Source organism: Kitasatospora sp. NPDC094028 (assembly GCF_049543595.1).
Lineage (GTDB): Bacteria > Actinomycetota > Actinomycetes > Streptomycetales > Streptomycetaceae > Kitasatospora.
Window position 1 is genome coordinate 159,694 of sequence record NZ_JBMVFA010000015.1, and the last position, 21,067, is coordinate 180,760.

At 73.4% G+C, this 21,067-nt stretch carries 16 protein-coding genes and 2 tRNA genes; 9 read left to right on the top strand and 9 right to left on the bottom strand.

Going from position 1 to position 21,067, the window contains the following annotated elements:
- Positions 1-101: 101 nt before the first annotated feature.
- Both ACPC54_RS22920 and ACPC54_RS22925 read right to left on the bottom strand, forming a co-directional pair.
- A complete protein-coding gene (locus tag ACPC54_RS22920) occupies positions 102-1,382 on the bottom strand; it encodes a polysaccharide deacetylase family protein (protein WP_498967204.1) in 1,281 nt (426 codons plus the stop codon).
- A 317-nt stretch (positions 1,383-1,699) separates the two neighbouring features.
- Positions 1,700-2,287: a DedA family protein gene (locus tag ACPC54_RS22925; protein ID WP_498967251.1), complete on the bottom strand. Its 588-nt coding sequence runs from the start codon at positions 2,285-2,287 to the stop codon at positions 1,700-1,702.
- A 572-nt stretch (positions 2,288-2,859) separates the two neighbouring features.
- Here ACPC54_RS22925 and ACPC54_RS22930 point away from each other — a divergent pair.
- Positions 2,860-3,951 (top strand): LLM class flavin-dependent oxidoreductase, encoded by a 1,092-nt coding sequence (locus ACPC54_RS22930; RefSeq protein ID WP_498967206.1) that lies wholly within the window; start codon positions 2,860-2,862, stop codon positions 3,949-3,951.
- Between the two features lie 3 nt (positions 3,952-3,954).
- On the opposite strand, the gene ACPC54_RS22935 is transcribed toward ACPC54_RS22930, so the two are convergent.
- Together ACPC54_RS22935 and ACPC54_RS22940 are read right to left on the bottom strand one after the other, a co-directional pair.
- Positions 3,955-5,961, bottom strand: coding sequence for a putative bifunctional diguanylate cyclase/phosphodiesterase (locus tag ACPC54_RS22935; protein ID WP_498967207.1), 2,007 nt, complete (start codon positions 5,959-5,961; stop codon positions 3,955-3,957).
- A gap of 386 nt (positions 5,962-6,347) precedes the next feature.
- Entirely contained in the window at positions 6,348-6,773 is a 426-nt protein-coding gene (locus ACPC54_RS22940) for an OsmC family protein (protein ID WP_498967208.1), read from the bottom strand.
- Positions 6,774-7,012: 239 nt separating this feature from the next.
- Here ACPC54_RS22940 and ACPC54_RS22945 point away from each other — a divergent pair, with 239 nt between their 5' ends.
- Together ACPC54_RS22945 and lepB are read left to right on the top strand one after the other, a co-directional pair.
- Positions 7,013-7,348: a chorismate mutase gene (locus ACPC54_RS22945; RefSeq protein ID WP_498967210.1), complete on the top strand. Its 336-nt coding sequence runs from the start codon at positions 7,013-7,015 to the stop codon at positions 7,346-7,348.
- 123 nt (positions 7,349-7,471) lie between these two features.
- Positions 7,472-8,272 carry a signal peptidase I gene (gene lepB, locus ACPC54_RS22950; RefSeq protein ID WP_498967212.1) on the top strand — a complete coding sequence of 267 codons (801 nt, stop codon included), beginning with the start codon at positions 7,472-7,474 and terminating at the stop codon, positions 8,270-8,272.
- 8 nt (positions 8,273-8,280) lie between these two features.
- Here lepB and ACPC54_RS22955 read toward each other — a convergent pair whose 3' ends face one another.
- From ACPC54_RS22955 to ACPC54_RS22965, 3 genes are all read right to left on the bottom strand, one after another.
- Positions 8,281-9,270 carry an EamA family transporter gene (locus ACPC54_RS22955; RefSeq protein WP_498967213.1) on the bottom strand — a complete coding sequence of 330 codons (990 nt, stop codon included), beginning with the start codon at positions 9,268-9,270 and terminating at the stop codon, positions 8,281-8,283.
- Between the two features lie 118 nt (positions 9,271-9,388).
- Positions 9,389-11,776: a transglycosylase domain-containing protein gene (locus tag ACPC54_RS22960; RefSeq protein WP_498967215.1), complete on the bottom strand. Its 2,388-nt coding sequence runs from the start codon at positions 11,774-11,776 to the stop codon at positions 9,389-9,391.
- 218 nt (positions 11,777-11,994) lie between these two features.
- Positions 11,995-12,068, bottom strand: a tRNA-Lys gene (locus tag ACPC54_RS22965).
- A 204-nt stretch (positions 12,069-12,272) separates the two neighbouring features.
- On the opposite strand from ACPC54_RS22965, the gene ACPC54_RS22970 reads away from it, so the two are divergent.
- Positions 12,273-13,127 (top strand): alpha/beta fold hydrolase, encoded by an 855-nt coding sequence (locus ACPC54_RS22970; RefSeq protein ID WP_498967253.1) that lies wholly within the window; start codon positions 12,273-12,275, stop codon positions 13,125-13,127.
- Between the two features lie 139 nt (positions 13,128-13,266).
- On the opposite strand, the gene ACPC54_RS22975 is transcribed toward ACPC54_RS22970, so the two are convergent.
- Positions 13,267-13,340: transfer RNA gene (locus ACPC54_RS22975), tRNA-Lys, on the bottom strand.
- 570 nt (positions 13,341-13,910) lie between these two features.
- Here ACPC54_RS22975 and ACPC54_RS22980 point away from each other — a divergent pair.
- A complete protein-coding gene (locus tag ACPC54_RS22980) occupies positions 13,911-15,116 on the top strand; it encodes a low temperature requirement protein A (protein ID WP_498967216.1) in 1,206 nt (401 codons plus the stop codon).
- Positions 15,117-15,120: 4 nt separating this feature from the next.
- On the opposite strand, the gene ACPC54_RS22985 is transcribed toward ACPC54_RS22980, so the two are convergent.
- Positions 15,121-16,137: a LysR family transcriptional regulator gene (locus tag ACPC54_RS22985; protein WP_498967218.1), complete on the bottom strand. Its 1,017-nt coding sequence runs from the start codon at positions 16,135-16,137 to the stop codon at positions 15,121-15,123.
- Between the two features lie 216 nt (positions 16,138-16,353).
- Here ACPC54_RS22985 and snpA (ACPC54_RS22990) point away from each other — a divergent pair, with 216 nt between their 5' ends.
- The 4 genes from snpA (ACPC54_RS22990) to ACPC54_RS23005 all read left to right on the top strand — a co-directional run bounded on the left by snpA (ACPC54_RS22990) (position 16,354) and on the right by ACPC54_RS23005 (position 21,018).
- Positions 16,354-17,013 carry a snapalysin gene (gene snpA / locus ACPC54_RS22990; protein ID WP_498967220.1) on the top strand — a complete coding sequence of 220 codons (660 nt, stop codon included), beginning with the start codon at positions 16,354-16,356 and terminating at the stop codon, positions 17,011-17,013.
- Between the two features lie 311 nt (positions 17,014-17,324).
- Entirely contained in the window at positions 17,325-17,966 is a 642-nt protein-coding gene (gene snpA / locus ACPC54_RS22995) for a snapalysin (protein ID WP_498967221.1), read from the top strand.
- Positions 17,967-18,154: 188 nt separating this feature from the next.
- Complete coding sequence (locus tag ACPC54_RS23000) at positions 18,155-18,814, top strand: pentapeptide repeat-containing protein (RefSeq protein ID WP_498967223.1); 660 nt, start codon at positions 18,155-18,157, stop codon at positions 18,812-18,814.
- A gap of 164 nt (positions 18,815-18,978) precedes the next feature.
- Entirely contained in the window at positions 18,979-21,018 is a 2,040-nt protein-coding gene (locus ACPC54_RS23005) for a phosphocholine-specific phospholipase C (protein WP_498967224.1), read from the top strand.
- Positions 21,019-21,067 lie beyond the last annotated feature (49 nt).

A 21,067-nucleotide genomic window follows, 5' to 3' on the forward strand; every position in this document is an offset into this window, starting at 1 on the left:
GCCGCGGGCCCCCGGCCCGATGGGTCCGTCCCCGAACGAGTGCGGCCGGTGGCGGAGTTCGACTCCACCACCGGTCGCCCGGCTGCGCACCCGTCGCGACGTCAGCCCGCCGCGCCGAGGAAGGCCTCCCAGCCGCCGGCCGGGGCCTGGCCGACCCCGAGCGAGCGCAGCTTGCGCAGCGTCGACTGGTCCTGCACCTCCAGCCACTCGACCAGCTGCTTGAAGGAGACCAGTCGCACGTCGGGCTTGCCCGCGATCTGCTTGAGGGTCTCCTCGACGGCGTCCATGTAGATGCCGCCGTTCCACTGCTCGAAGTGGTTGCCGACGAAGAACGGCGCCCGGTTGCTGTTGTAGGCGCGGTCGAAGCCCGCCAGGTACGAGTTGGTCGCCTGGGTGCGCCAGTCGTTGTACTTCGACGGGTCGCCCTTGGTGCTGCCGGCGGACTGGTTGGCCAGGATGTTGTAGTCCATCGACAGCACCTGGAAGGTGTGCCCGGGGAACGGGATGCCCTGCAGCGGGAAGTCCCAGATCTTGCCGTCCTGCACCTTCTGCGGCCATATCTGCAGGCCGCCCGGCGAGCTGGCGTCGTACTTCCAGCCGAGCTTGGCGATGGTCGGCAGCAGTGCCTTCTGGCCCTCCAGGCACGGCGTGCGGCCGCCGATCAGCTCCTTCCTGTAGTCGAAGGGCAGCGGGTCGACGTCGGTGAAGCCGGTGTTGGTGCGCCACTGGGTGACGAAGCCGATCGCCTGGTCGATCTCGCTCTGCCAGTCGTCCGGGGTCCACATGTTGACCCCGTTCTTGTCCGGACGGCTGGAGCAGAAGTGCCCGTTGAAGTGGGTGCCGATCTCGTGCCCGGCCAGCCAGGCCTGGCTGATCAGCTTGAGGGTGCTCTTGACCGCGCCGTCCGACAGGTACGGGATGTCCGAGGCGCCGACCGAGTGCTTCGGCGGGTGGTACAGCTCGGACTTGCCCTTCGGCAGGGCGTAGATCCCGGACAGAAAGAAGGTCATGGTGGCCTTGTACTGCTCCGCCAGCTTCAGGAACCGGGGGAACTGGCCGTCGTCGGTGCCGCCCGCGCCGTCCCAGGAGAACACCACGAACTGGGGCGGGCGCTCGCCCGGCTTGAGCTTCTCCGGCTTGGGCTGGTTCGGCTGCGGGCCGGTGTCGGCGTTGGAGCCGTCGCCGATCGGGGTGCCCTTGGGCACCTGCGCCTTGGTCGGGTCGCCGGTGGAGCCCTTGGGGGTGCCCGCGTCACCGCCGGGGGGTGCGGAGGAGGAGCCCTGGCCCGAACCCGACCCGCCGCTGGAACAGGCCGCGACCGCGCCGAGGGCGGCGGTCGCGGCGGTCGCACTGAGCACCGTCCTGCGCGAGATCTTGGTCATGGTCTCCCCTGGTCGCCGACGCCGGTGGGTGAGGTGGCGGGGGCCACACCGGTCAAATCGGGCAATTGATGAACATTCCGCCGTAAGCATGTCATGTGGCCGGAGCCGCCACCAAGGTCGTGGAGCTCCGACGACGGTGTACACGCCGGGAGGGCCGGTCCGGGCTGCGGCGACCGGCAGTCTGTTGCCGTCCTGTGACGCTTCGCTCGCCACACCGCCAGGGCAGTACGGTACCGCCGGTCCGTCCGGATCGGTCAGGGTTCGTCAGCGGCCGGTAGGATCCGTCGCCCGTCCGGGCAGACTTCCGGCCGGTCCGCTCAGAGCGCTGCCAGCCGCCGGTTGCGGCGCACGATCCGGGCGATCGCGGTGCTGATCGCGGTGGCCGCGGCGCAGGACACCGCCATGCTCAGCCAGGCCGTGTCGAACCAGTGGCTGTTCAGCCAGCCCAGCGTCACGATGTACGCGGCCCAGACCAGTGCCGCCAGCGCCGACCAACGCAGGAACCGGTGCGGATGGGCGGGGGAGTGGCCGATGGCCACGTCCAGCACCGTCCGCCCGCCCGGGACGAACCGCGCGATCACCACCATCGCGGCGGCCCCGCCGTGCGGGCGCTCGACCAGCGCCTGCTGGACCCGGGCCACGCTCGCCGCCAGCTTCGGCCGGCGGGCGAGCCGGCGCTGCAGCAGCGGCGCGCCGCGTCTGGCCAGGTGGAGCAGCAGCACGTCGCCGAGGAACGAGGCCACCGCCACGCCCAGGCCGAGCAGCACCGGGGCGCCGTCGATCCGCGCGGTCTTGAGCACGGCCAGGATCACCAGCGTCCCGCTGGGGAGGAACGGCAGCAGGGCGTCCCCGAGCACGGCGCACAGCGCCAGGGCGCAGATCCACGAGGATCCGATCGCCGCCACGAAGTCCAAGGCCCTAACTCCCTCCACCGCCGCCCGAGGGAGCAGGTGGCTGCTGGGTCAACGCTAGCGTCTCGACTTTTCATGCCCTGAAGCACCCCGGGGAAGCCGCGGTTCCCGGCCAATGCGTGGACGGACGGTCCCGGCGCGGTGTTCCTGCGAGCCCCCGCCGCAACGGCACGAGCCCCCGGGGCGGGGTGCCGCGCCGAGGGCTCGCCGGGGTCGTTCGGCGCTGGTCCGGCCCGACGACCTTGCAGGTGGGAGCCGGACCCCGCTCGCGGATCCGCTCCTGGCTCCCAGCCTGCCGGACGCTGCCGGCCGATCGCGAGCACCCGGCCTGGCGACTTCCGACCCTGGCGTGAAGTCGCCACCCGTAGCCGTCCGTTGACTCTGCGCTGAGCGGGAGGCCGGCCGCAGGGTGCCCCGGAACACGCCGGGCGGCGGGAACAGCGGGCCCGCGGCGGTGGTTGACCCCGGTCGGCAGCAGCGACCGCGGGGCCACCCGAGCCCGTGCGGTCGCCGACGACGGAGCCGGCGGCGAGGCCGGCCCGAGGAGAGCCCGGAGGACGGACGGCATGACCAGCGAGGACCAGCAGACGCACGTGACAGGGCCGGGAGCAGAGACCGCGATCCGGGGCACCGCGCGCGGCACCGCCCCCGCCCCGCTCTCGATCCTCGACCTCGCCACGGTCGGCTCCGGCTACACCCCCGCCCAGGCCCTGGCCGCCACCACGACGCTGGCCCAGGAGGCCGAGCGCTGGGGCTACCACCGCTTCTGGGTCGCCGAGCACCACGGCATGCCCGGCGTGGCCAGCTCCTCCCCGCCCGTCCTGCTCGCCCACCTCGGCGCCCGCACCACGACGCTGCGGCTCGGGTCGGGCGGCGTCATGCTGCCCAATCACGCCCCGCTGACCGTCGCCGAGCAGTTCGGCCTGCTGGAGGCCCTGCACCCCGGCCGGATCGACCTCGGCCTCGGCCGCGCCCCCGGCACCGACCCGGCCACCGCCCGGGCGCTGCGCCGCGGCCGGACGGACGGCCCGGACGAGTTCCCGCAGCAGCTCGCCGAGCTGACCCACTTCCTCGACGGCGACTTCCCGGCCGGCCACCCCTACCGCGGGCTGACCGCCGTCCCCAAGGGCGACGGCCGCCCGCCGGTCTGGCTGCTCGGCTCCTCCGGCTTCAGCGCCCAGCTGGCCGGCCGCCTCGGCCTCCCGTTCGCCTTCGCCCACCACTTCAGCGGCGCCAACACCGTCCCCGCGCTGGACCTGTACCGCTCGTCCTTCCGCCCCTCCGCGGTGCTCTCCGAGCCGTACGCGCTGATCGGCGTGACGGCGGTCGCCGCCGACGACGAGCCGGCCGCCCGCCGCCTGGCGCGCTCCGCGGCCCTCGCGATGCTCCGGCTGCGGCGCGGCACCCCCGGCCCGATCCCCACCCCGGAGGAGGCGGAGGAGTACCCGTACAGCCCGGCCGAGGCGGACTTCGTCGACGACTGGTTCGCGAACGTGGTGCTCGGCGCCCCCGGCCACGTCGCGGACGGCCTGGAGGCGCTGCGCAAGCGCACCGGCGCGGACGAGCTGATGGTCACCTCGCACGTCCACGGCCACGAGGCCCGGCTCCGCTCCTACGGCCTGATCGCCGAGGCCTACGGCCTGACCGGGGCCGTTTAGCGTTCAGGACGCGGCGGCCGGGCGGCCCTCGCGCAGTATGGCCGCGACCAGCTCGGCCTCGCCGGGCCGGGCGAAGTACCAGCCCTGGGCGGTGTCGCAGCCGGTGAGCCGGAGGCGCTCCGCCTGGGCGGCGCTCTCGATCCCCTCGGCGGTGACGGTCAGGCCCAGGGTGTGGGCCAGCTGCACCATGGCGCCGACGATCTGCTCGTCGGCGTCGCTGCGCCGGGTGCCCGGCTCGGGGAGGTTCGGCCGGGCCGCCGGGGCCGGGTCCCGGAAGCTCTTGATGAAGGTGCCGTCGAGCTTCAGCACGTGCACCGGGAGCCGGGACAGGTAGGCCAGGTTGGAGTAGCCGGTGCCGAAGTCGTCGATCGCGATCCGCACGCCCATGTCGGCGAGCGCCTGGAGGGCCTGCGAGGGCCGGCCGCCCGGGCCGAGCAGGGCGCTCTCGGTGATCTCCAGCTGGAGCAGCCGGGCCGGCAGCCCGGTCAGTTCGAGCGCCCGGGCCACGTCGGCGACCACGTCGGAGTCCCAGATCTGCCGGGCGGCAAGGTTGACGCTGACGAAGGTCTCGGTCTCGGGGAACTCGGCGAGCCACCGCCGCGCCTGCCGGCAGGACTCCTCCAGCACCCACTTCCCGAGCGGCACGATCGCGCCGGACTCCTCGGCGAGCGGGATGAAACGGTCCGGCGAGAGCGTCCCGTAGCGGGGGTGCCGCCAGCGGACCAGGGCCTCGGCGCCGTGCACGGTGCCGTCCGCCAGGCCGACCAGCGGCTGGTACTCGATGGTGAACTCGCCCCGCTCCAGGGCGGGCCGCAGCGCGGTGGCGAGCAGTTGGCGGGTGAGCTGGTGGGCGCCGCGGTCCGGGTCGTAGAGCGTCCAGCGGGCGCGGCCGTCCGCCTTCGACCAGTACAGCGTGGCGTCGGCGTCCTTGACCAGGTCGGTCGGGGTGGTCTCGTGCACGGACCGCTCCACCACGCCGACGCTGGCGGTGATCACCAGCCGGTGCCCGGCGACGTCGAAGGGACGTTCCAGCACCTCCAGGACGCGGGCGGCCAGCTCGGTCAGCTGCTCGTGGCCGAGGCTGTCGGTGACCAGGAGGGCGAACTCGTCGCCGCCCATCCGGGCCACCAGCGGGGCGCCGGGGCCGGCGAAGCCGCTGCGCAGCCGGGCGGCGACGGCGATCAGCAGCTGGTCGCCGATGTGGTGTCCGAGGGTCTCGTTGATCGCCGCGAAGCCGTCGAGGTCCAGGTAGCAGACGCCGACCCGGCGCCCGTCCGCGGCGTCGGTCCCCTCGCTCCCCTCGGCCCCCGGGGCCGCGGCGGTGAGGCAGGCGGCGTCGAGCCGTTCGAAGAAGGAGGTCCGGTTGGGCAGCCGGGTCAGCGGGTCGTGCAGGGCCTGGTACTCCAGCCGGTCGCCGAGCCGGCGCTGCTCGGTCAGGTCCTCCACCAGGGCGAGGGTGTAGAGCGGCTCGCCGGCGCCGTCCCGGATCAGCGAGACGGTGAGCTTGCTCCACACCGTGTGGCCGGCCCGGTGCCGGAGCTGCTTCTCCACGCGGAACCGTTCCCGCCCGCCGTCGACGAGCTCCGGGAACAGGCTGCTCGGCATGCCCTCCGGGTCGACGATCTCGTGCAGGTGGGTGCGGACCAGCTCGCCGACGCTGCGTCCGACCAGGGCGGCGAAGGCGGGGTTGACCTCGATGATCCGGTCGTCCGGCCCGATCAGCGCCATCCCGATGACGGCGTCGCAGAAGGCGGCGCGGAACCGGGACTCGCTGGCGCGCAGCGCGGCGAGCGGGGCCGCCTCGAGGGAGGGGTCGGAGTCACCCGCCGGGGTGCCGAGGTGCGCGTCGCCGGCCAGCGGGGCCGAGCAGGTGGGGCAGAGCAGCACCCCCGGCTCCTCCAGCGTGCCGCACCCCGCGCCCGCGCCGGCCGGGCCGGGGCGGCGGCGTGGCGGATCCTCGTGCCGCACGCCCGAGTGGTGTGCGTCGGCCCCCTCGTTCTGGCCCGGCACGGCATGCTCCCGTCCGCTGCTGACGCTCGATGCTGGTCAGGCCGGCCGAACGGGGCTCCGGCGGCCGGCTCCGCACTCTGTCGCGGTCCTCGGAGTCGGTCCGCCGGCGGGGCGCCCGCCGTGGGGCGCTGTCGCGCGGAGACCCGCGTGAAGAACAGGGCGCTGCGGCCGATCATAGGCCGCGGCGGCAACGCGCGGTGACCGCCGCCAGGGTGATTCGACCCCTTTGTGATCATGTGTGGCGGTACGCGCGGACGCCCCCGGTGCACATCACATGACGTGCGCCGGGAGCGTACGCGCCGAACCCGCGCCCCCGGGCGCTGGTCGCGCGCCGGAACGGGCCGAAGCGGACGGGCGCGCCCGCCTTGGGCCCGCGCCCCCGGGGGTCAGGCCAGCGAGGCCGACAGCGTGATGGTCGTGCCGGTCAGGGCCTGGCTGACCGGGCAGTTGGCCTTGGCGTCCTCGGCGGCCTTGACGAAGCCGGCCTCGTCCAGGCCGGGCACCTCGCCGACGACGGTCAGGTGGACGCCGGTGATGCCCTTGCCGGGCTGGAAGGTCACGTCGGCCTTGGTGTGCAACTTGGTGGGCGGGTTGCCGGCGCTGCTCAGACCGTTCGAGAGGGCCATCGAGAAGCAGGCGGAGTGGGCGCCGGCGATCAGCTCCTCCGGGCTGGTCTTCCCGTTCGGCTGCTCGGCGCGGGCCGGCCAGGAGACCGGGAACTCGCCGATCCCGGACGAGTCGAAGGTCACCAGGCCACTGCCGTCGAGCAGGTTGCCTTCCCACTCGGTGTGCGCGGTGCGGGTGGTTGCCACGATCGGTACCTCCATCACTGGGGGACTGCTGGTACGAGGACTGCGAAGTCGTCACATCCGGTCATGCGCGCAACAGCCTACGGGCCGTGCCCGCACCACCGGTCCACCGACGTGTCCGCATGCTGGAACCGGGCCGTCCGGCGTGGGGTCCGGGGGCGGCCGCCCTGTTAGATTTGCCCGGGCCCGAGCCCGGCCGCCGTACGGTCGGGCGCCCCACCCAGACACCGGGAGCCGCCTCGATGACGGACCACCCCACGACCCCCGCCGCCGGCCCGACCGAGGGGATCGACGACGCCGTGCTGGCGGAGCTGACCGGCCTGCGCGAGAGCATCGACAACATCGACGCCGCGGTGGTCCACATGCTGGCCGAGCGGTTCAAGGCGACCCAGCGGGTGGGCCGGCTCAAGGCCGAGCACAAGCTGCCGCCGGCCGACCCGGCGCGCGAGCGGGACCAGATCAAGCGCCTGCGGGAGCTGGCCGCCGGGGCGAAGCTGGACCCGGTCTTCGCCGAGAAGTTCCTCAACTTCATCATCGCCGAGGTGATCCGGCACCACGAGGCCATCGCCCGCGCCTGACGGCCCGCGCCGGACCGGCCCGCGCCCCCGGGATGTCGGGGGCGGCTAAACGCCCGATTTCTCCACGCCCCGGGGTTGGCGTAGCGTGCAGGTTTCCCCAGCCGGAGAGGTGGAGCAGCGACGATGGCGGTGAACCTGCCCGAAACGCCGAGCGAGTCCGGCCCCGGTCCGGCCCCGGGCGTCGCCGCCGAGGCCGCCGGGCATCCCGCTCCCGGTGGCCGGGCCGAGACCCGGCGCCGTGCCCGCGGCCTGCGCGGCCGCCGGGCCGGGCGGCCGGGGCGCCGGCCGCGGCCGTGGTGGGTCGAGCTGCCGGTGATGGTGGTGGTGGGCCTGGCGGTCGCGCTGCTGATCAAGACCTGCCTGTTCCAGGTGTTCACCATCCCGTCCGGCTCGATGGAGAACACCCTGCGGGTCGGCGACCGGGTCGGGGTGAACAAGCTGGCCCCGCTGACCGGTTGGAAGCCGGAGCCGGGGCAGCCGGTGGTGTTCAAGGACCCGGGCGGCTGGCTGCCGCCGCAGCCCGCCGACTCGAACCCGCTGACCGGTGCGGCGAGTTCGGTGCTCTCCTTCGTCGGGCTGGTCCCGCCGAAGGACGACAACTACCTGGTGAAGCGGGTGATCGCGACCGGCGGCCAGACCGTGCAGTGCTCGGGCAGCGCGCTGACCGTCGACGGGAAGAAGGTCGACGAGCCGTACCTGCACCCCGGCGACGACTCCTGCGCGGGCCTGGACTTCGGCCCGGTGACGGTGCCGGCGGACCACATCTGGGTCGAGGGCGACCACCGCAGCGACTCGGCGGACTCCCGCTACCACCAGCGCGGCCCGGGCGGCGGCGCCGTGCCGGTGGACAACGTGGTCGGCCCGGTCGCGGCCGTGGTCTGGCCGGTCGGCCACTTCGACTGGTTCGGCTGGGACGGGCGCTAGGAAGCGTCCTAGACGCCCTTCGCGGTGGCCCGCTCCCGCTCCGGCTCCGGGGCGGGTACCTCCGGCGCCTTGCCGGTCTGGGCGGCGAAGGCACCGGCCAGCACGAGCAGGCCGCCCGCGATCTGCGGCAGGCCCAGGTGCTCCCCGAGCAGGACCCAGGCCAGCACGGTGGCGACCACCGCCTCCAGGTTGGCCACCACCCCGGCGACCGGCGGCGAGAGGTAGCCGACCGAGACGACGCCGGTCAGGTAGGCGAGCACGGTCGCGACCAGCACCATCCAGGCGGCCGGGAGCAGCGCGGGCAGGCTGTGCCCGTTCATCACCACGGACCCGCCGAGCGGGCTCCAGTCGGCCTCCCAGGGCCGGGTGAAGGCGGTGAGCAGCACGGCGCCGATGAGCAGCCCGAACGCGCTGACGGCCAGCGGGTCGACGGGGCGTTCGCCGCGCCGTCCGGCGTCGGCGAGCACGAAGTAGCCGACCTGGCAGCAGGCCGCGCCGAGGGCGAAGAGCACGCCGAGCGCGTCGAAGCTCAAACCGTTCCACGCCTCCACCACGCAGGCCAGCCCGGCCACCGCGACGCCGGCGCCGATGGCCGAGCCCCGGCCGATCGGCTTGCGCTGGACGAACTTGACGTAGCCGATGAGCAGCGGCGGCCCGAGGTACTCGATGAGCAGCGCGACGCCGACCGGGATGCGGGAGATCGCCGCGAAGTAGCAGGCCTGGACGCCGGCCACGGCGAGCAGGCCGAAGCCGAGCAGCAGGCCGGGGCGGCGCAGGAGGGCGTCCCGGTGCCGGTAGGCGATCGGGAGCAGGGCGACGGCGGCGCCGGTGACCCGCAGCCACACGACGTGCAGCGGGGACAGGCCGGCCTCGATCAGCGGCTTGGCGGCGGTGCCGGAGCCGCCGAAGGCGAAGGCGGAGACCAGGGCGAGGGTGAGGCCGAGGGTGCGGCCCGAGGGGCGGGCCGTCGTGGCGGCTGAGGCGGTTGAGCTGGGCACCGACGCATTCTGACAGTCGTACCGGCACCTCGGTAAGGTGCCATTCCGTCATTCGGTCCTGCGCCGAACTGTCCGCAGTGGCGTGGTCACCGGCGGCCGGTGACCACGCCATGGCGCCCTAGTTGCCCGCGGCACCCGTGTTCGTGCCGGTGCCGGTGCCGGTGCCCGCGTCCGTGCCGCCCGTGGGCTGGGTGGTCGGCTGCGTCGTCGGCTGGGTGGTGGGCTGGGGCGTCGGCTGGCCGGTCGGGGTCGGCCGGGTGGTGGGCCGGGTGGTGGGCCGGCTGGTCGGCTGCGTCGTCGGGGCCGTGGTCGCTCCGCCGCCGGTGGTGCCGCCGTTGCCGCCCCAGCCGGTGCCGTCGCTCGGCGGCGTGGTGGCGCCGCCGGTCGGGCCGGTGGACGGGGTGCCGGTCGGCGTGCTCGGCGCGGTCGGCAGGTCGGTGGCGCCCGCGTCGCCGGCGTCGTCGGCCGGGGTCGGGAAGTCGCTCACCGGCTGGCCCTTGAGCGCGGCCTTCATGTAACTGGTCCAGATCTGCGCCGGGTACTGGCCGCCCGCCGCGCCGTCGATCCCGCCGACGCCGCTGAGCGAGACCTGGGCGCCGGTGCCCGGGTCCTGGCCGAACAGCGCGACCGAGGTGACCAGCTCGGGGGTGTAACCGACGAACCAGACCGACTTCTGGTCGTCCGTGGTGCCGGTCTTGCCCGCCACCGGACGGCCCAGCGCCTTCGCCCGCCAGCCGGTGCCGCCCGGGTCGCTCACCACGCCCTGCAGCATCGAGGTGACCTGGTTCGCGGTGTCCGCGCCGATCGCCTGGGTGGTCTTGTGCGCGGGCAGCTGCACGGCCTCGCCCTCGCGGTCCACCGACTGCACCAGCCACGGGGTGATCTGCTTGCCGCCGTTGTCCAGCGCGGCGTACACGCCGGCCATGTCGAGCACGCTCGGGGTGGCCGCACCCAGCGGGATGGACGGCACCGGGTCGAGCCCGGGAGTGTTGGCGGGCAGGCCCAGCGCGATGCCGGTGTCCTTCACCTTCTGCAGCCCGGTGTCCTGCGCGAGCTGGGCGAAGGCCGAGTTGACCGACCAGTCGGTGGCCTGCTGGAGGCTGATCTGGCCGTAGCTCTTGTCGCCCTCGTTCGGCGGCGCGTACGGGGTGCCCTTGCCGCCGCGGACCTTGCGGCCGCTGGTGCCGTCGTAGACGGTGCGCGGGGTGACGGTGCGGCCGTCCTGGGTCTTGGCGTTGTTCTCGAACGCGGCCGCCAGGGCGATCGCCTTGAAGGTCGAGCCGGCCTGGTAGTCGCGCCGGGTCGCGTTGTCGACGTAGTGCTTCACGTAGTCGACACCGCCGTACAGGGCGACGACCGCGCCGCTCTTCGGGTCGACGGAGACGGCGCCGGCCTGCGCGGCCGCGTCCTTCTTCCGCTTGTCCGGGTTCAGGGTGTCGCGCAGCTGCGCCTGGACGGCGTCCTGCAGGGCCTGCTGGCGGGTCGGGTCGATGCTCAGCTTGATCGTGTAGCCGCCCTTGGCCAGCTCGGTCTCGTTGATGATCCCGTTCGAGGTGAGGTACTGGGTGGCCGCGTCGACCAGGTAGCCGGCCTGGCCGGACAGGCCCGGGTTGGGCTGCGGGTCCTTGACGTCCGGGAAGGCGGTCTTGGCCCGCTCGTCGGCGGACAGCCAGTTCTCCTTGACCATCCCGTCCATCACGTAGTTCCACCGGTTGACGGCGTTCTGCTTGCCGGCCGGGGTCGCGGTGGCCACGTCGTAGGCGCTCGGCGCGTTCAGCAGGGTCGCCAGGTAGGCGCCCTGGGCCGGATTGAGCGCGGACGCGTCGACGCCGAAGTAGGCCTGGGCGGCGGCCTGGATGCCGTAGGCGCCGCGGCCGTAGTAGGAGGTGTTCAGGTAGCCGGCGAGGATGTCGTCCTTGCTCTCGGTGGCGTCCACCTTGACGGCGATGAACAGCTCCTGCACCTTGCGGCTGATCGACTGCTTCTGGTTCAGGTACGTGTTCTTCACGTACTGCTGCGTGATCGTGGAGCCGCCCTGGGTGCCCTCGCCCTTGGCGGTGTTGAGGGCGGCCCGCACCAGGCCCTGCACGTTGACGGCGCCCTCGTTGTAGAAGTTGCGGTCCTCGGCGGCCAGGGCGGCGTGCTGGGCGGCGGGGGAGACCTTGTCCAGGGTCACGTTCTGCCGGTTGGTCTGGCCGGTGCGGGTGATCACCGAACCGTCCGAGTACAGCCAGGTGTTGCTCTGCGCGACGGCGGTGGCGTTCGCGTCCGGCACCTTCACCAGGGCGATGCCCAGCGCGAACAGGCCGATGCCGAGCAGCACTGCGGAGACGAAGCCGAGCAGCGTCATCCGCCAGGTGGGTATCAGCCGGCGCCAGCCGGTGCGCTTGGGCCGGCGCGGCTGCTTGCCGCCGCCGACCGCCGGGCCGGTGGTGGAGCGCTTGAACCGCTTGACCGGCCGGAGACTGATCGACGGCATCCGGCCGCCCTGGGAGTTTCTGGACAAAGCGCGGCCTTTCCTGCGGGCGGACGGGCCGGCCTGCACAGACTGGGGACGACGGTCGGGGACCTTTGTCCCGATTCCGGTGTACTGCCCAGGACGACTCGGCGGGCCGAATGGCTCCGCCCGAGCGGCGATCGAGACCGACATCACACGCAAAACGGACGTCGAGGGCCAAAAAATCGGGGAGCCCCTCGCTGCTGCGAGAGGCTCCCCGATGTCTGTGCGCCGCCAGGGACTCGAACCCCGGACCCGCTGATTAAGAGTCAGCTGCTCTAACCAACTGAGCTAGCGGCGCCTGCTGACCTGGAAAACAATACACGCTCCCGGGGGGTGCTCCGGACCACCCGGGAGCCGCGGCCGCCGAATCGCCCCTTTCCGCCCGATTGGGGCGCAGTTCACCTGCGGTTAGGGTGGAACGGTGCCCAGCCCCCAGCCAGCACGCCGCGAACCGCCGCACCCCGCCCCGGAGCAGCGCGGCGAGCGGGCCCGTTTCCTGCGGATCGGCGGGGTGCCGCTGCACGTGCGCACCGAGGGCGGCGGTCCGGTGTGCGTCCTCACCGGCGGCCTCGGCAGCAGCTGGTTCGACTGGGACCTGGTCGTCCCGTTCCTCACCCCCTACCGCACCGTCGTCCGCTTCGACCGGCCCGGCTACGGGCTGAGCGCCCCCGAGCCCGCCGCCGGGCGGCCCGCACCCACGGCGGCCGGCGAGGCCGGGCGGATCCTGGCCGTGCTGGACGGCCTCGGGCTGCCCGGGCCCTGCACCCTGGTCGGCCACTCGCTGGCCGGCTTCCACGTCGAGGCCTTCGCCCGGTTGCACCCCGAGCGGGCCGCCGCCCTGGTGCTGGTCGACGGCAGCGTCGAGCCGGGGGCCCGCCCGTACCCCGCGCCCGGGGTCCGCGACCTGGCCGTCCGCGCCCTCGCCGGGGTCGCCACCGCCGTCGCGGTGCCCTACCTGTTCGGCCCGGCCGCCCGCCGGGCGGCGGCCCGGCTCAGCACCGTCCGTCACGAGGACCTCGCCCCGGCGCCGCTGGCCCGGCACTGCTACCGCACCGGCCGGGCGCTGCGCGCGCTGCTGCGGGAGAACGCCCGCTACCTCGACGTCGCCGCCGAGGTGGACGGGCTGCGCCGCACCCGGCCGCTGCCCGCGGGGCTGCCGGTCACCGTCCTGGCGGCCGACGACGGCTGCCGCAGCCGTCGCACCGAGACCTGGCTGGCCGAGCAGCGGGAGCTGGCGGCGCTGCTCGGCGCCGAGTACCGCACCACCGCCCCGGCCGGGCACCTGGTGATGTTCGACCGCCCGGACGCGGTGGCCTCCGCGGTCCTCGACACCGGCGGGGCCGTGCCGGGCGGCTGAGCCGGGCGGCCGGGAGGGGCGGCGGCCACCGCGCCCGGGCCGCCGGGGTCAGTCGTCGAAGGGGGGCATGGGAACACCTGGACCCGCCCCGGAAACGACTCAGGCCGCCCACCGAAGTGGACGGCCTGAGACTGTCGGGTGCGCCGCCAGGGACTCGAACCCCGGACCCGCTGATTAAGAGTCAGCTGCTCTAACCAACTGAGCTAGCGGCGCTTGCTGACGTGGAAGACATTACACGGCGCCCGGCCGATCCGCCGAATCGTATCCGACCGGTGACTCCTGGTGACGGTCGGCGTCCGGGGTGGCGGAAGCGCCGGTGGGGGTGGTGGTGGAAGGCGGCACGGCGGGCGCTGGCGAGCAGCGCGGTGATCACGAGGCCGGTGGGGCGGGCAGAGCGCGGCCGGTCGCGCCGCCCCCGTCCTTCCGCCACCAGCCTTGACCTTCCGCAGTGCCCGCAGGCCGCCCGTGTCGTGGGGCCCCGCAGGGCCCGCGCTCGCTTCCAACCGGGCACGAATGTAGCGGGGTGCTCCGGCCGGTCGCCGCATCGCGCGCGGGGCGCGCCCGGAAATCCGCCGTGCTGTCACCCACTTCGCGCACCTTGCCGTCAACTGGGGCTGACGACAAGGAAAAAAGGGACATACGTCATCATCTCGACCGTGTTCGGGTCGGGTTGACGCGGGTGTTCGGGTCGGAGCGGCGCGTCGCGCCGGTGCGTGCGTCCGGCCCCCGTCGCTGCCAGGATGCGCGGGACGGCCCACCCCGGCACCCTGTGGAGCAGCACCGATGGCCAGCGATCCCGCCGCCGCAGCACCGCGGCCGCACCACGTCGACCCGCGACCGGTGCGCCGGATGGTCCCGCGCGACCGTGCCGAGCCGCACCGGGTGGCGACCCCCCTGGAGCTCTTCTTCGACCTCTGCTTCGTGGTCGCGGTCGGCCAGGCCGGGCGCGAACTCGCCCACGCGCTGACGGTCGGCCACTACGCGGACGGCCTGCGCGGCTTCGTGCTGACCTTCTTCGCGATCTGGTGGGCCTGGATGAACTTCACCTGGTTCGCCTCCGCCTACGACTGCGACGACGTGCCGTACCGGGTCACCACCCTGGTGCAGATCGCCGGGGTGCTGATCCTCGCGGCCGGGGTTCCGCGGCTGTTCACCGCCCAGGACTTCGCGCTGGCGATCACCGGGTACGTGGTGATGCGCCTGGCGATGGTGACCCAGTGGCTGCGCGCGGCGGCCAGCGAGCAGGGCGAGGCGCGCCGGGTCGCGCTGCGCTACGCGGCCGGGATCGCGCTCTGCCAGGTCGGCTGGGTGGTGATGCTGTTCCTGCCGGACGCCGCCCGGCCGGTGGTCATCCCGCTCGGCGTGCTGTGCGAGCTGGCCGTGCCGGTGATCGCCGAACTGCGGATGCAGACCACCTGGCACCCGCACCACATCGCCGAGCGGTACGGGCTGTTCACCCTGATCGTGCTCGGCGAGACGGTGGCGGCGGCGACCGTCGCGGTGCAGTCGGCGGTGGACGAGCACGAGGAACTGGGCCGGCTGGTGCCGGTCGCGGCCGGCGGGCTGCTGATCTGCTTCGCGGCCTGGTGGATCTACTTCGCCCGGCCGGTGCACGAGCACCTGCGCTCCAACCGGCAGGCGTTCGCCTGGGGCTACGGCCACTACGTGGTGTTCGGCTCGGCGGCGGCGATCGGCACCGGGCTGGAGGTGGCGGTCGAGTCGGCCGTGCACAAGGCGGAGATCTCCGGGACGGCCGCCGCCGCGACCGTCACCGTGCCGACCGCCGTCTACCTGCTGACCGTCTGGTTCCTGCACTCCCGGCACACCAAGCGGGGCCTGCTCGCCCAGGCGGTGGCGCCGACCGCGGCCGTCCTGGTGCTGGCGTGCACGGCGTTCGGCGGCTCCGGGGTGCCGGCGGCGGGCCTGGTCTGTGCGGTGATGATCGCGTTCGGCGTGTGGCTGCACAGCCGGGAGACCGCGGCCGCCTGACGACCTACACCCGGTCCAGCAGCACCGGTTCGTGCCGGGCCAGCCAGTCCAGGTACGCCGGGTTCACCTTGGCCAGATCCAGGTAGGCGGCGCGCAGGTCGGCGTAGAGCGCGTCCAGGGCGGGCGGGCTGAGCACCTGCGGCCGCCAGGTGAACAGCAGCCGGACGGCCAGCGGGTCCCCGTGCACCGGGCGGACGACGGTGCCCGGCCCGGGCAGGGAGGTCGGCTGGCAGTGCCGGACGGCCTCGCCGGAGGCGACCAGCTCGGCGGCGGTGGCGTTGTCCCGCACCTGCACCACCCGGGGGTTGAGGCCCGCCTCGCTGAACACCCGGCGCATCGCCGCGTACTCGTGGTCGGCGGTCGGGTCCACCATCCAGGTGTCCTCGGCCAGGTCGGCCAGGTGGACGACCGGGCGGGCGGCGGCCGGGTGCCCGGCGGAGAGCGCGACGAACTGCGGTTCGCGGGCCATCAGGACGCGGTGCTCGGCGTCCGGCGGCACCCGGAGCGGGAAGCCCTCGCTCTCGTACACGAAGGCCACGTCCAGCTGGTCGGCGGCGACCATCCGCAGCAGCGCGCTGGCCGAGATGTCGACGTGGATGGTGGTGTCGGTGTCCGGCAGCCGCTCGTGCACCCGGCGCAGCCAGGCCGCGACCGCCCGGCTGCCGACGCTGCCGATGCGCAGCCGCCGGTGCCGCCCGGGGCCGGCGGTGTCGCGGGCCTCCTGGCGGGCGGCGGAGACCAGTGCCGCCATCTCGGCGATCACCGGCCGGGCCCGGGACAGCACCGAGTGGCCGAGCGCGGTGGGCCGGCTGCCGGTCTGCTCGCGGGTGAACAGGCTGCCGCCGATGGCTCGTTCGATCCGGTGCAGCTGGGTGGTGAGGGAGGGCTGGGTCATGCCGAGCTGGAGCGCGGCCTTGCGGAGGCTGCCGGTGTCGGCGATCGCGCACAGCACCCGCAGGTGTCTCACGTCGAGCTCCACGTCCGGAGCATAGACGCCGGTGACCTGACTCGCCAAGGACATGACATTCACTCAACTGTGCCCGTGTCCGCGCCTCCCGTGCCATAAGGCCGGGCTATCGCCGGTTGGCATCATCCGCGACGGCCCCCGGCGGGTCGAAGCTCGGGGTCGGCACACCGCCCCGGCCCGGCCGGGGCGGCCCCCACCACGCGCCGCCGCCGTACGCCGGCCCCCACCGGCCCCGGCGGGCCGGCGCGTCGCGATCTACGGAGCCCCCACATGAAGCGATCCGTGCTGTCCGCCACCCTCGGCCTGGCCCTCGCGGCCGGCCTCGCCGTACTGCCCGTCACCGCCGCGTCCGCCGCCCCGGCCGCGCCCGCCGCCGTGCAGGGCTACACCGCGACGGCGAACTCCGCCTCGACGTACGCCGGTTCGGCCGAGGAGGCGGCGAACAACCAGGCCTTCTTCCAGGCCGTGATGGCCTCCGCCAAGGCCAAACAGGCCGCCAACCCCTGGCTGCAGACCGTCACCGTCACCTACGACACCTCGGGCGCACCCTCCTTCACCGGCCAGATCGCCAACGCGGCGCAGATCTGGAACAGCTCGGTGCAGAACGTCCAGCTCCAGCAGTCCAGCGGCACCGGCGACTTCTCGTACTACGAGGGCAATGACAGCCGTGGCTCCTATGCCAGCACCGACGGTCACGGTCACGGCTACGTCTTCCTCGACTACTCGCAGAACCAGCAGTACGACTCGCTGCGCGTCACCGCGCACGAGACCGGGCACGTGCTCGGCCTGCCGGACCACTACTCCGGGCCGTGCAGCGAGCTGATGTCCGGTGGCGGCCCCGGCCCGTCCTGCACCAACCCGTACCCCGACAGCAACGAGCGCAGCCAGGTCGACTACCTCTGGGCGAACGGCGTGGCACCGGCCAACTAAGGCCCACGACGAGGGAGTTCGGGCACGGCGGGCCGACCGGCCGGAAACGGTCGGCCCGCCGCTCGTAACTTCCCCGCCGGTGAGCCTAGCCGCCGACCGAACGGAATGCCAGGGGCATGGGTCGGTCAAGGCCGATTAAAGGCCCCCTGAATCCCGGGGAATCGCGGGCTATTGGACCGAGCTATCGCAGGCTGGCATCATCCGCTCGCCCCTCGGGCTGTCCGAAGCTCTGGGGACACCACCCGTTCATCGGGTGTCCCCCCGCGCCGGCCCCAACCCGGCTCGGTACTCCAGGAATTCGGAGCCCCCACATGAAGCGATCCGTGCTGTCCGCCACCCTCGGCCTGGCCCTCGCGGCCGGCCTCGCCGTGCTGCCCGCCACCGCCGCCTCCGCCGCCCCGGCCGCGCCCGCCGCCGTGCAGGGCTACACCGCGATGGCGAACTCCGCCTCGACGTACGCCGGTTCGACCGCCGAGGCGGCCGACAACCAGGCCTTCTTCCAGGCCGTGATGGCCTCCGCCAAGGCCAAGCAGGCCGCCAACCCGGGCCTGGCGACCGTCACCGTCACCTACGACGCCAGCTCGGCGCCCAGCTTCCGCAACCAGATAGCCCAGGCCGCGCAGATCTGGAACAGCTCGGTCTCGAACGTCCAGCTGCGGTCCGGCTCGGCCGCCGACTTCCGCTACTACGAGGGCAACGACAGCCGCGGCTCCTACGCCAGCACCGACGGCCACGGGCGCGGCTACATCTTCCTCGACTACCAGCAGAACCGGCAGTACAGCTCCGTCCGCGTGACCGCCCACGAGACCGGGCACGTGCTCGGCCTGCCGGACCACTACTCCGGGCCGTGCAGCGAGCTGATGTCCGGCGGCGGCCCCGGCACCTCCTGCACCAACCCGTACCCGAACGGCACCGAGCGCAGCCGGGTGAACTCCCTCTGGGCGCGCGGCTGAGCCCCTGGCAGCTGACCCCCGGGTGCTGATCCCCGGGTGCTGACCCTGAGAGCTGACCCCTGAGCACTCGCCCTGAGCGCCACCGGCCGGTCGCGACGCCCGCGGCCGGCCGGTGGCGCTGCCGGTCCGGGGCGGTGTCGGTGGGGCGTGCGAGCATGCGGGCGAGACCCGTCCCGAAAGGTGCCGCCATGCCCCGTGCCGTCCCCGAGCAGCTCGCCGACCTGCCGTACGCCGACCTGCTGCGCCCGCACAGCGGGCCGCTGCGCGCCGACGAGCGCTACGACACCGTGCACTTCGACGGCGGCGAGCACACCGACGAGTCGGGCGCGGGCGCGGCCTTCCTGGAGTGCGCCTTCACCGGGGTCGCGTTCAGCGGGGTCAAGCTGCGCCAGGCCCGGTTCAACGAGGCCTGGGTGCAGGCCGGCCGCTGGGTCGCCTGCGACCTGAGCGACTCCGACTGGCAGGACAGCGCCGTCACCGGCGGCGTGCTGGCCGGGATCTCCGCGTACGGCTCGGCGCTGCGCCGGGTGGTGTTCCGCGGCTGCAAGCTGGAGGCGGTCAACCTGCGCTCGGCGGTGCTGCGCGACGTGGTCTTCGAGGACTGCCTGCTGCGCGACGTGGACCTCGGCGGGGCGAAGCTGACCGGGGTCTCCTTCCCCGGCTCGACGCTGGAGGAGGTCCGGCTGCGCGGGGCCACCCTGAGCAGGGTCGACCTGCGCGGCGCCGCCCGGCTCGACCTGCCGGACGGCCATGAGGGGCTGCGCGGCGCGCTCATCAGTTCCACCCAACTACTGGACCTGGCACCGCAGTTCGCCCATGCTTTGGGAATCCAGGTGAAGGATGTCTGAACAACTCGTTCACCGGCCGGTCGTTCGGCGATGGGCCGGTGAACAGTCCGCCAAAGCTTGAGCGAAGGGTCTGTCCGGCGGTCGCGACCTGCGCAAAGATGCTCGCCGTTCGGGGGCTGGGACACGACCTGTATACACACCTCGGGATTGGACGGGCCGGTCAGATGGCTGAGCTGAATCGCAGGAAGTTCATGGCGCTCTCCGCGGGAGCGGCGGGGGCGGCGGTGACCGGCGGATCCGTCGTCGCCGGCGGCGCCCCGGCGGCGGCCGCGACACCGGGCACCACCGGGACCATCACCGACGTCCGGCACGTCGTGATCCTCATGCAGGAGAACCGGAGCTTCGACCACTACTTCGGCACCCTCAAGGGCGTCCGCGGCTTCGCCGACAAGGCCACCATCCAGATCTCCGGCGGTTACAGCGTCTTCAACCAGCCGAACGGCCTGTTCGCCCGCCAGTACCCGTGGGCCCTCAGCGCGAGCAGCGGCGAGCAGATCGCGCAGTGCAACGGCGATCTCTCGCACGCCTGGTCCGACCAGCACAAGGCCTGGAACGGCGGCAAGATGGACTCCTGGGTGTCCGCCAAGGGCACCGTCCGCACCCTCGGCTACCTGCAGCGCGCCGACATCCCGTTCCACTACGCGCTCGCCGACAACTGGACCATCTGCGACGCCTACCACTGCTCGGTGCTCAGCGCGACCGGCCCCAACCGCACCTACCACTGGTCGGGTTGGATCGACCCGGCCGCCACCGCGGGCGGCCCGGCCTACGACGGCGGCGACGAGAAGGGCCTGCACTGGCAGACCTACGCCGAGGCGCTGGAGAACGCCGGCGTCAGCTGGAAGGTCTACCAGAACGCCGCCGACAACTTCGGCGACAACGCCCTCGCCTACTTCACCCAGTTCTCCGGCGCCCCGGCCGGCAGCCCGCTCGCCGTCAAGGGCATGGGATCCGTCCCCAAGGTCACCGGCCGGACCCCGGACGACATCGCCGCCGCGATCAAGGCCGACGTGCTGGCCGGCACCCTGCCGCAGGTCTCCTGGATCGTCGCCGACCAGCAGTCCTCCGAGCACCCGTACGCCACCCCCGAGGACGGCGCGCACTTCGTCCACATGGTGATGGACGCCCTGAACGCGGACGCGAACGTGTTCAACTCGACCGTCCTGCTGCTCAACTACGACGAGAACGACGGCTTCTTCGACCACGTCCCGCCGCCCGCCGCGCCCGCCGGCACCGCGGACGAGTTCTACAGCTCCACCAACATCGGCCTCGGCTTCCGCGTCCCGATGATCGCCATCTCCCCGTGGAGCCGCGGCGGTTGGGTCAACTCCGAGACCTTCGACCACACCTCGGTGCTGCGCTTCCTGGAGGTGTGGACCGCCGCGATCGGCCGGCCCGCCCAGTGCGCCAACATCAGCGCCTGGCGCCGGAAGGTCTGCGGCGACCTCACCTCGGTCTTCGACTTCGCCAACCCGGTGTACGGCATGCCCGCGCTGCCCGACACCTCGCAGACCATCGGACTGTCCACCTGCGGCCCGCTGCCCAACCCCTCGCCGACCAACAACGCGCTGCCCGCCCAGGAGCCCGGCACCCGCCCGGCCCGCGCCCTGCCGTACCAGCCGAACGCCAACCTGGACCACTGGGACACCAACGCCAGCGGCGTCATGCACGTCTGGCTGAAGATGACCGACGACGGCGCCGCCCGGCCCGCGCACTTCTCCGCCTACGCCAACGCCTACCGCGGCGGCGGCCCCTGGCAGTACACGGTGGACCCGGGCGGCCAGGTCACCGACTTCTTCAACTGCGGCACCAACGGCTTCGGCAACGGCAAGTACGACCTGTCCGTGGTCGGCCCGAACCGCTTCCTGCGCCGCTTCACCGGCGACCTCACCCAGGCGGGCAGGAACGCCGCCGTCACCGCCTCGTACGCGGTCGAGCCGGGCACCGGCAAGCTCGCGGTCTACTTCGCGATGGCCAACGCCGGCAGCACGCCGATCACCTTCACCATCACGTCCGACAACTACCGCACGGACGGCCCCTGGACGTACCAGGTCCCGGCCGGCGGCAGCGTCACCGACTTCTTCAACGCCGTCGCCTACACCAACGGCTGGTACGACTTCACCGTCACCGTGGACGTCGACGGCAGCTGGTCGCAGCGCTTCACCGGCCACCTGGAGACGGGCACGGCCAGCATCAGCGGCTGATCCGCCCGGCTCGCGTCCGGACGGCTCGGGCCGGCACGGCCCGCAGCCG

Bases quoted from the DNA above. Each gene is read 5' to 3' on its own strand.
- ACPC54_RS22985 (WP_498967218.1), bottom strand. From the start codon at position 16,137: ATGTCCTTGGCGAGTCAGGTCACCGGCGTCTATGCTCCGGACGTGGAG.
- ACPC54_RS22930 (WP_498967206.1), top strand. From the start codon at position 2,860: ATGACCAGCGAGGACCAGCAGACGCACGTGACAGGGCCGGGAGCAGAG.
- ACPC54_RS23005 (WP_498967224.1), top strand. From the start codon at position 18,979: ATGGCTGAGCTGAATCGCAGGAAGTTCATGGCGCTCTCCGCGGGAGCG.
- ACPC54_RS22980 (WP_498967216.1), top strand. From the start codon at position 13,911: ATGGCCAGCGATCCCGCCGCCGCAGCACCGCGGCCGCACCACGTCGAC.
- ACPC54_RS22920 (WP_498967204.1), bottom strand. From the start codon at position 1,382: ATGACCAAGATCTCGCGCAGGACGGTGCTCAGTGCGACCGCCGCGACC.
- snpA (WP_498967220.1), top strand. From the start codon at position 16,354: ATGAAGCGATCCGTGCTGTCCGCCACCCTCGGCCTGGCCCTCGCGGCC.
- snpA (WP_498967221.1), top strand. From the start codon at position 17,325: ATGAAGCGATCCGTGCTGTCCGCCACCCTCGGCCTGGCCCTCGCGGCC.
- lepB (WP_498967212.1), top strand. From the start codon at position 7,472: ATGGCGGTGAACCTGCCCGAAACGCCGAGCGAGTCCGGCCCCGGTCCG.
- ACPC54_RS22945 (WP_498967210.1), top strand. From the start codon at position 7,013: ATGACGGACCACCCCACGACCCCCGCCGCCGGCCCGACCGAGGGGATC.
- ACPC54_RS23000 (WP_498967223.1), top strand. From the start codon at position 18,155: ATGCCCCGTGCCGTCCCCGAGCAGCTCGCCGACCTGCCGTACGCCGAC.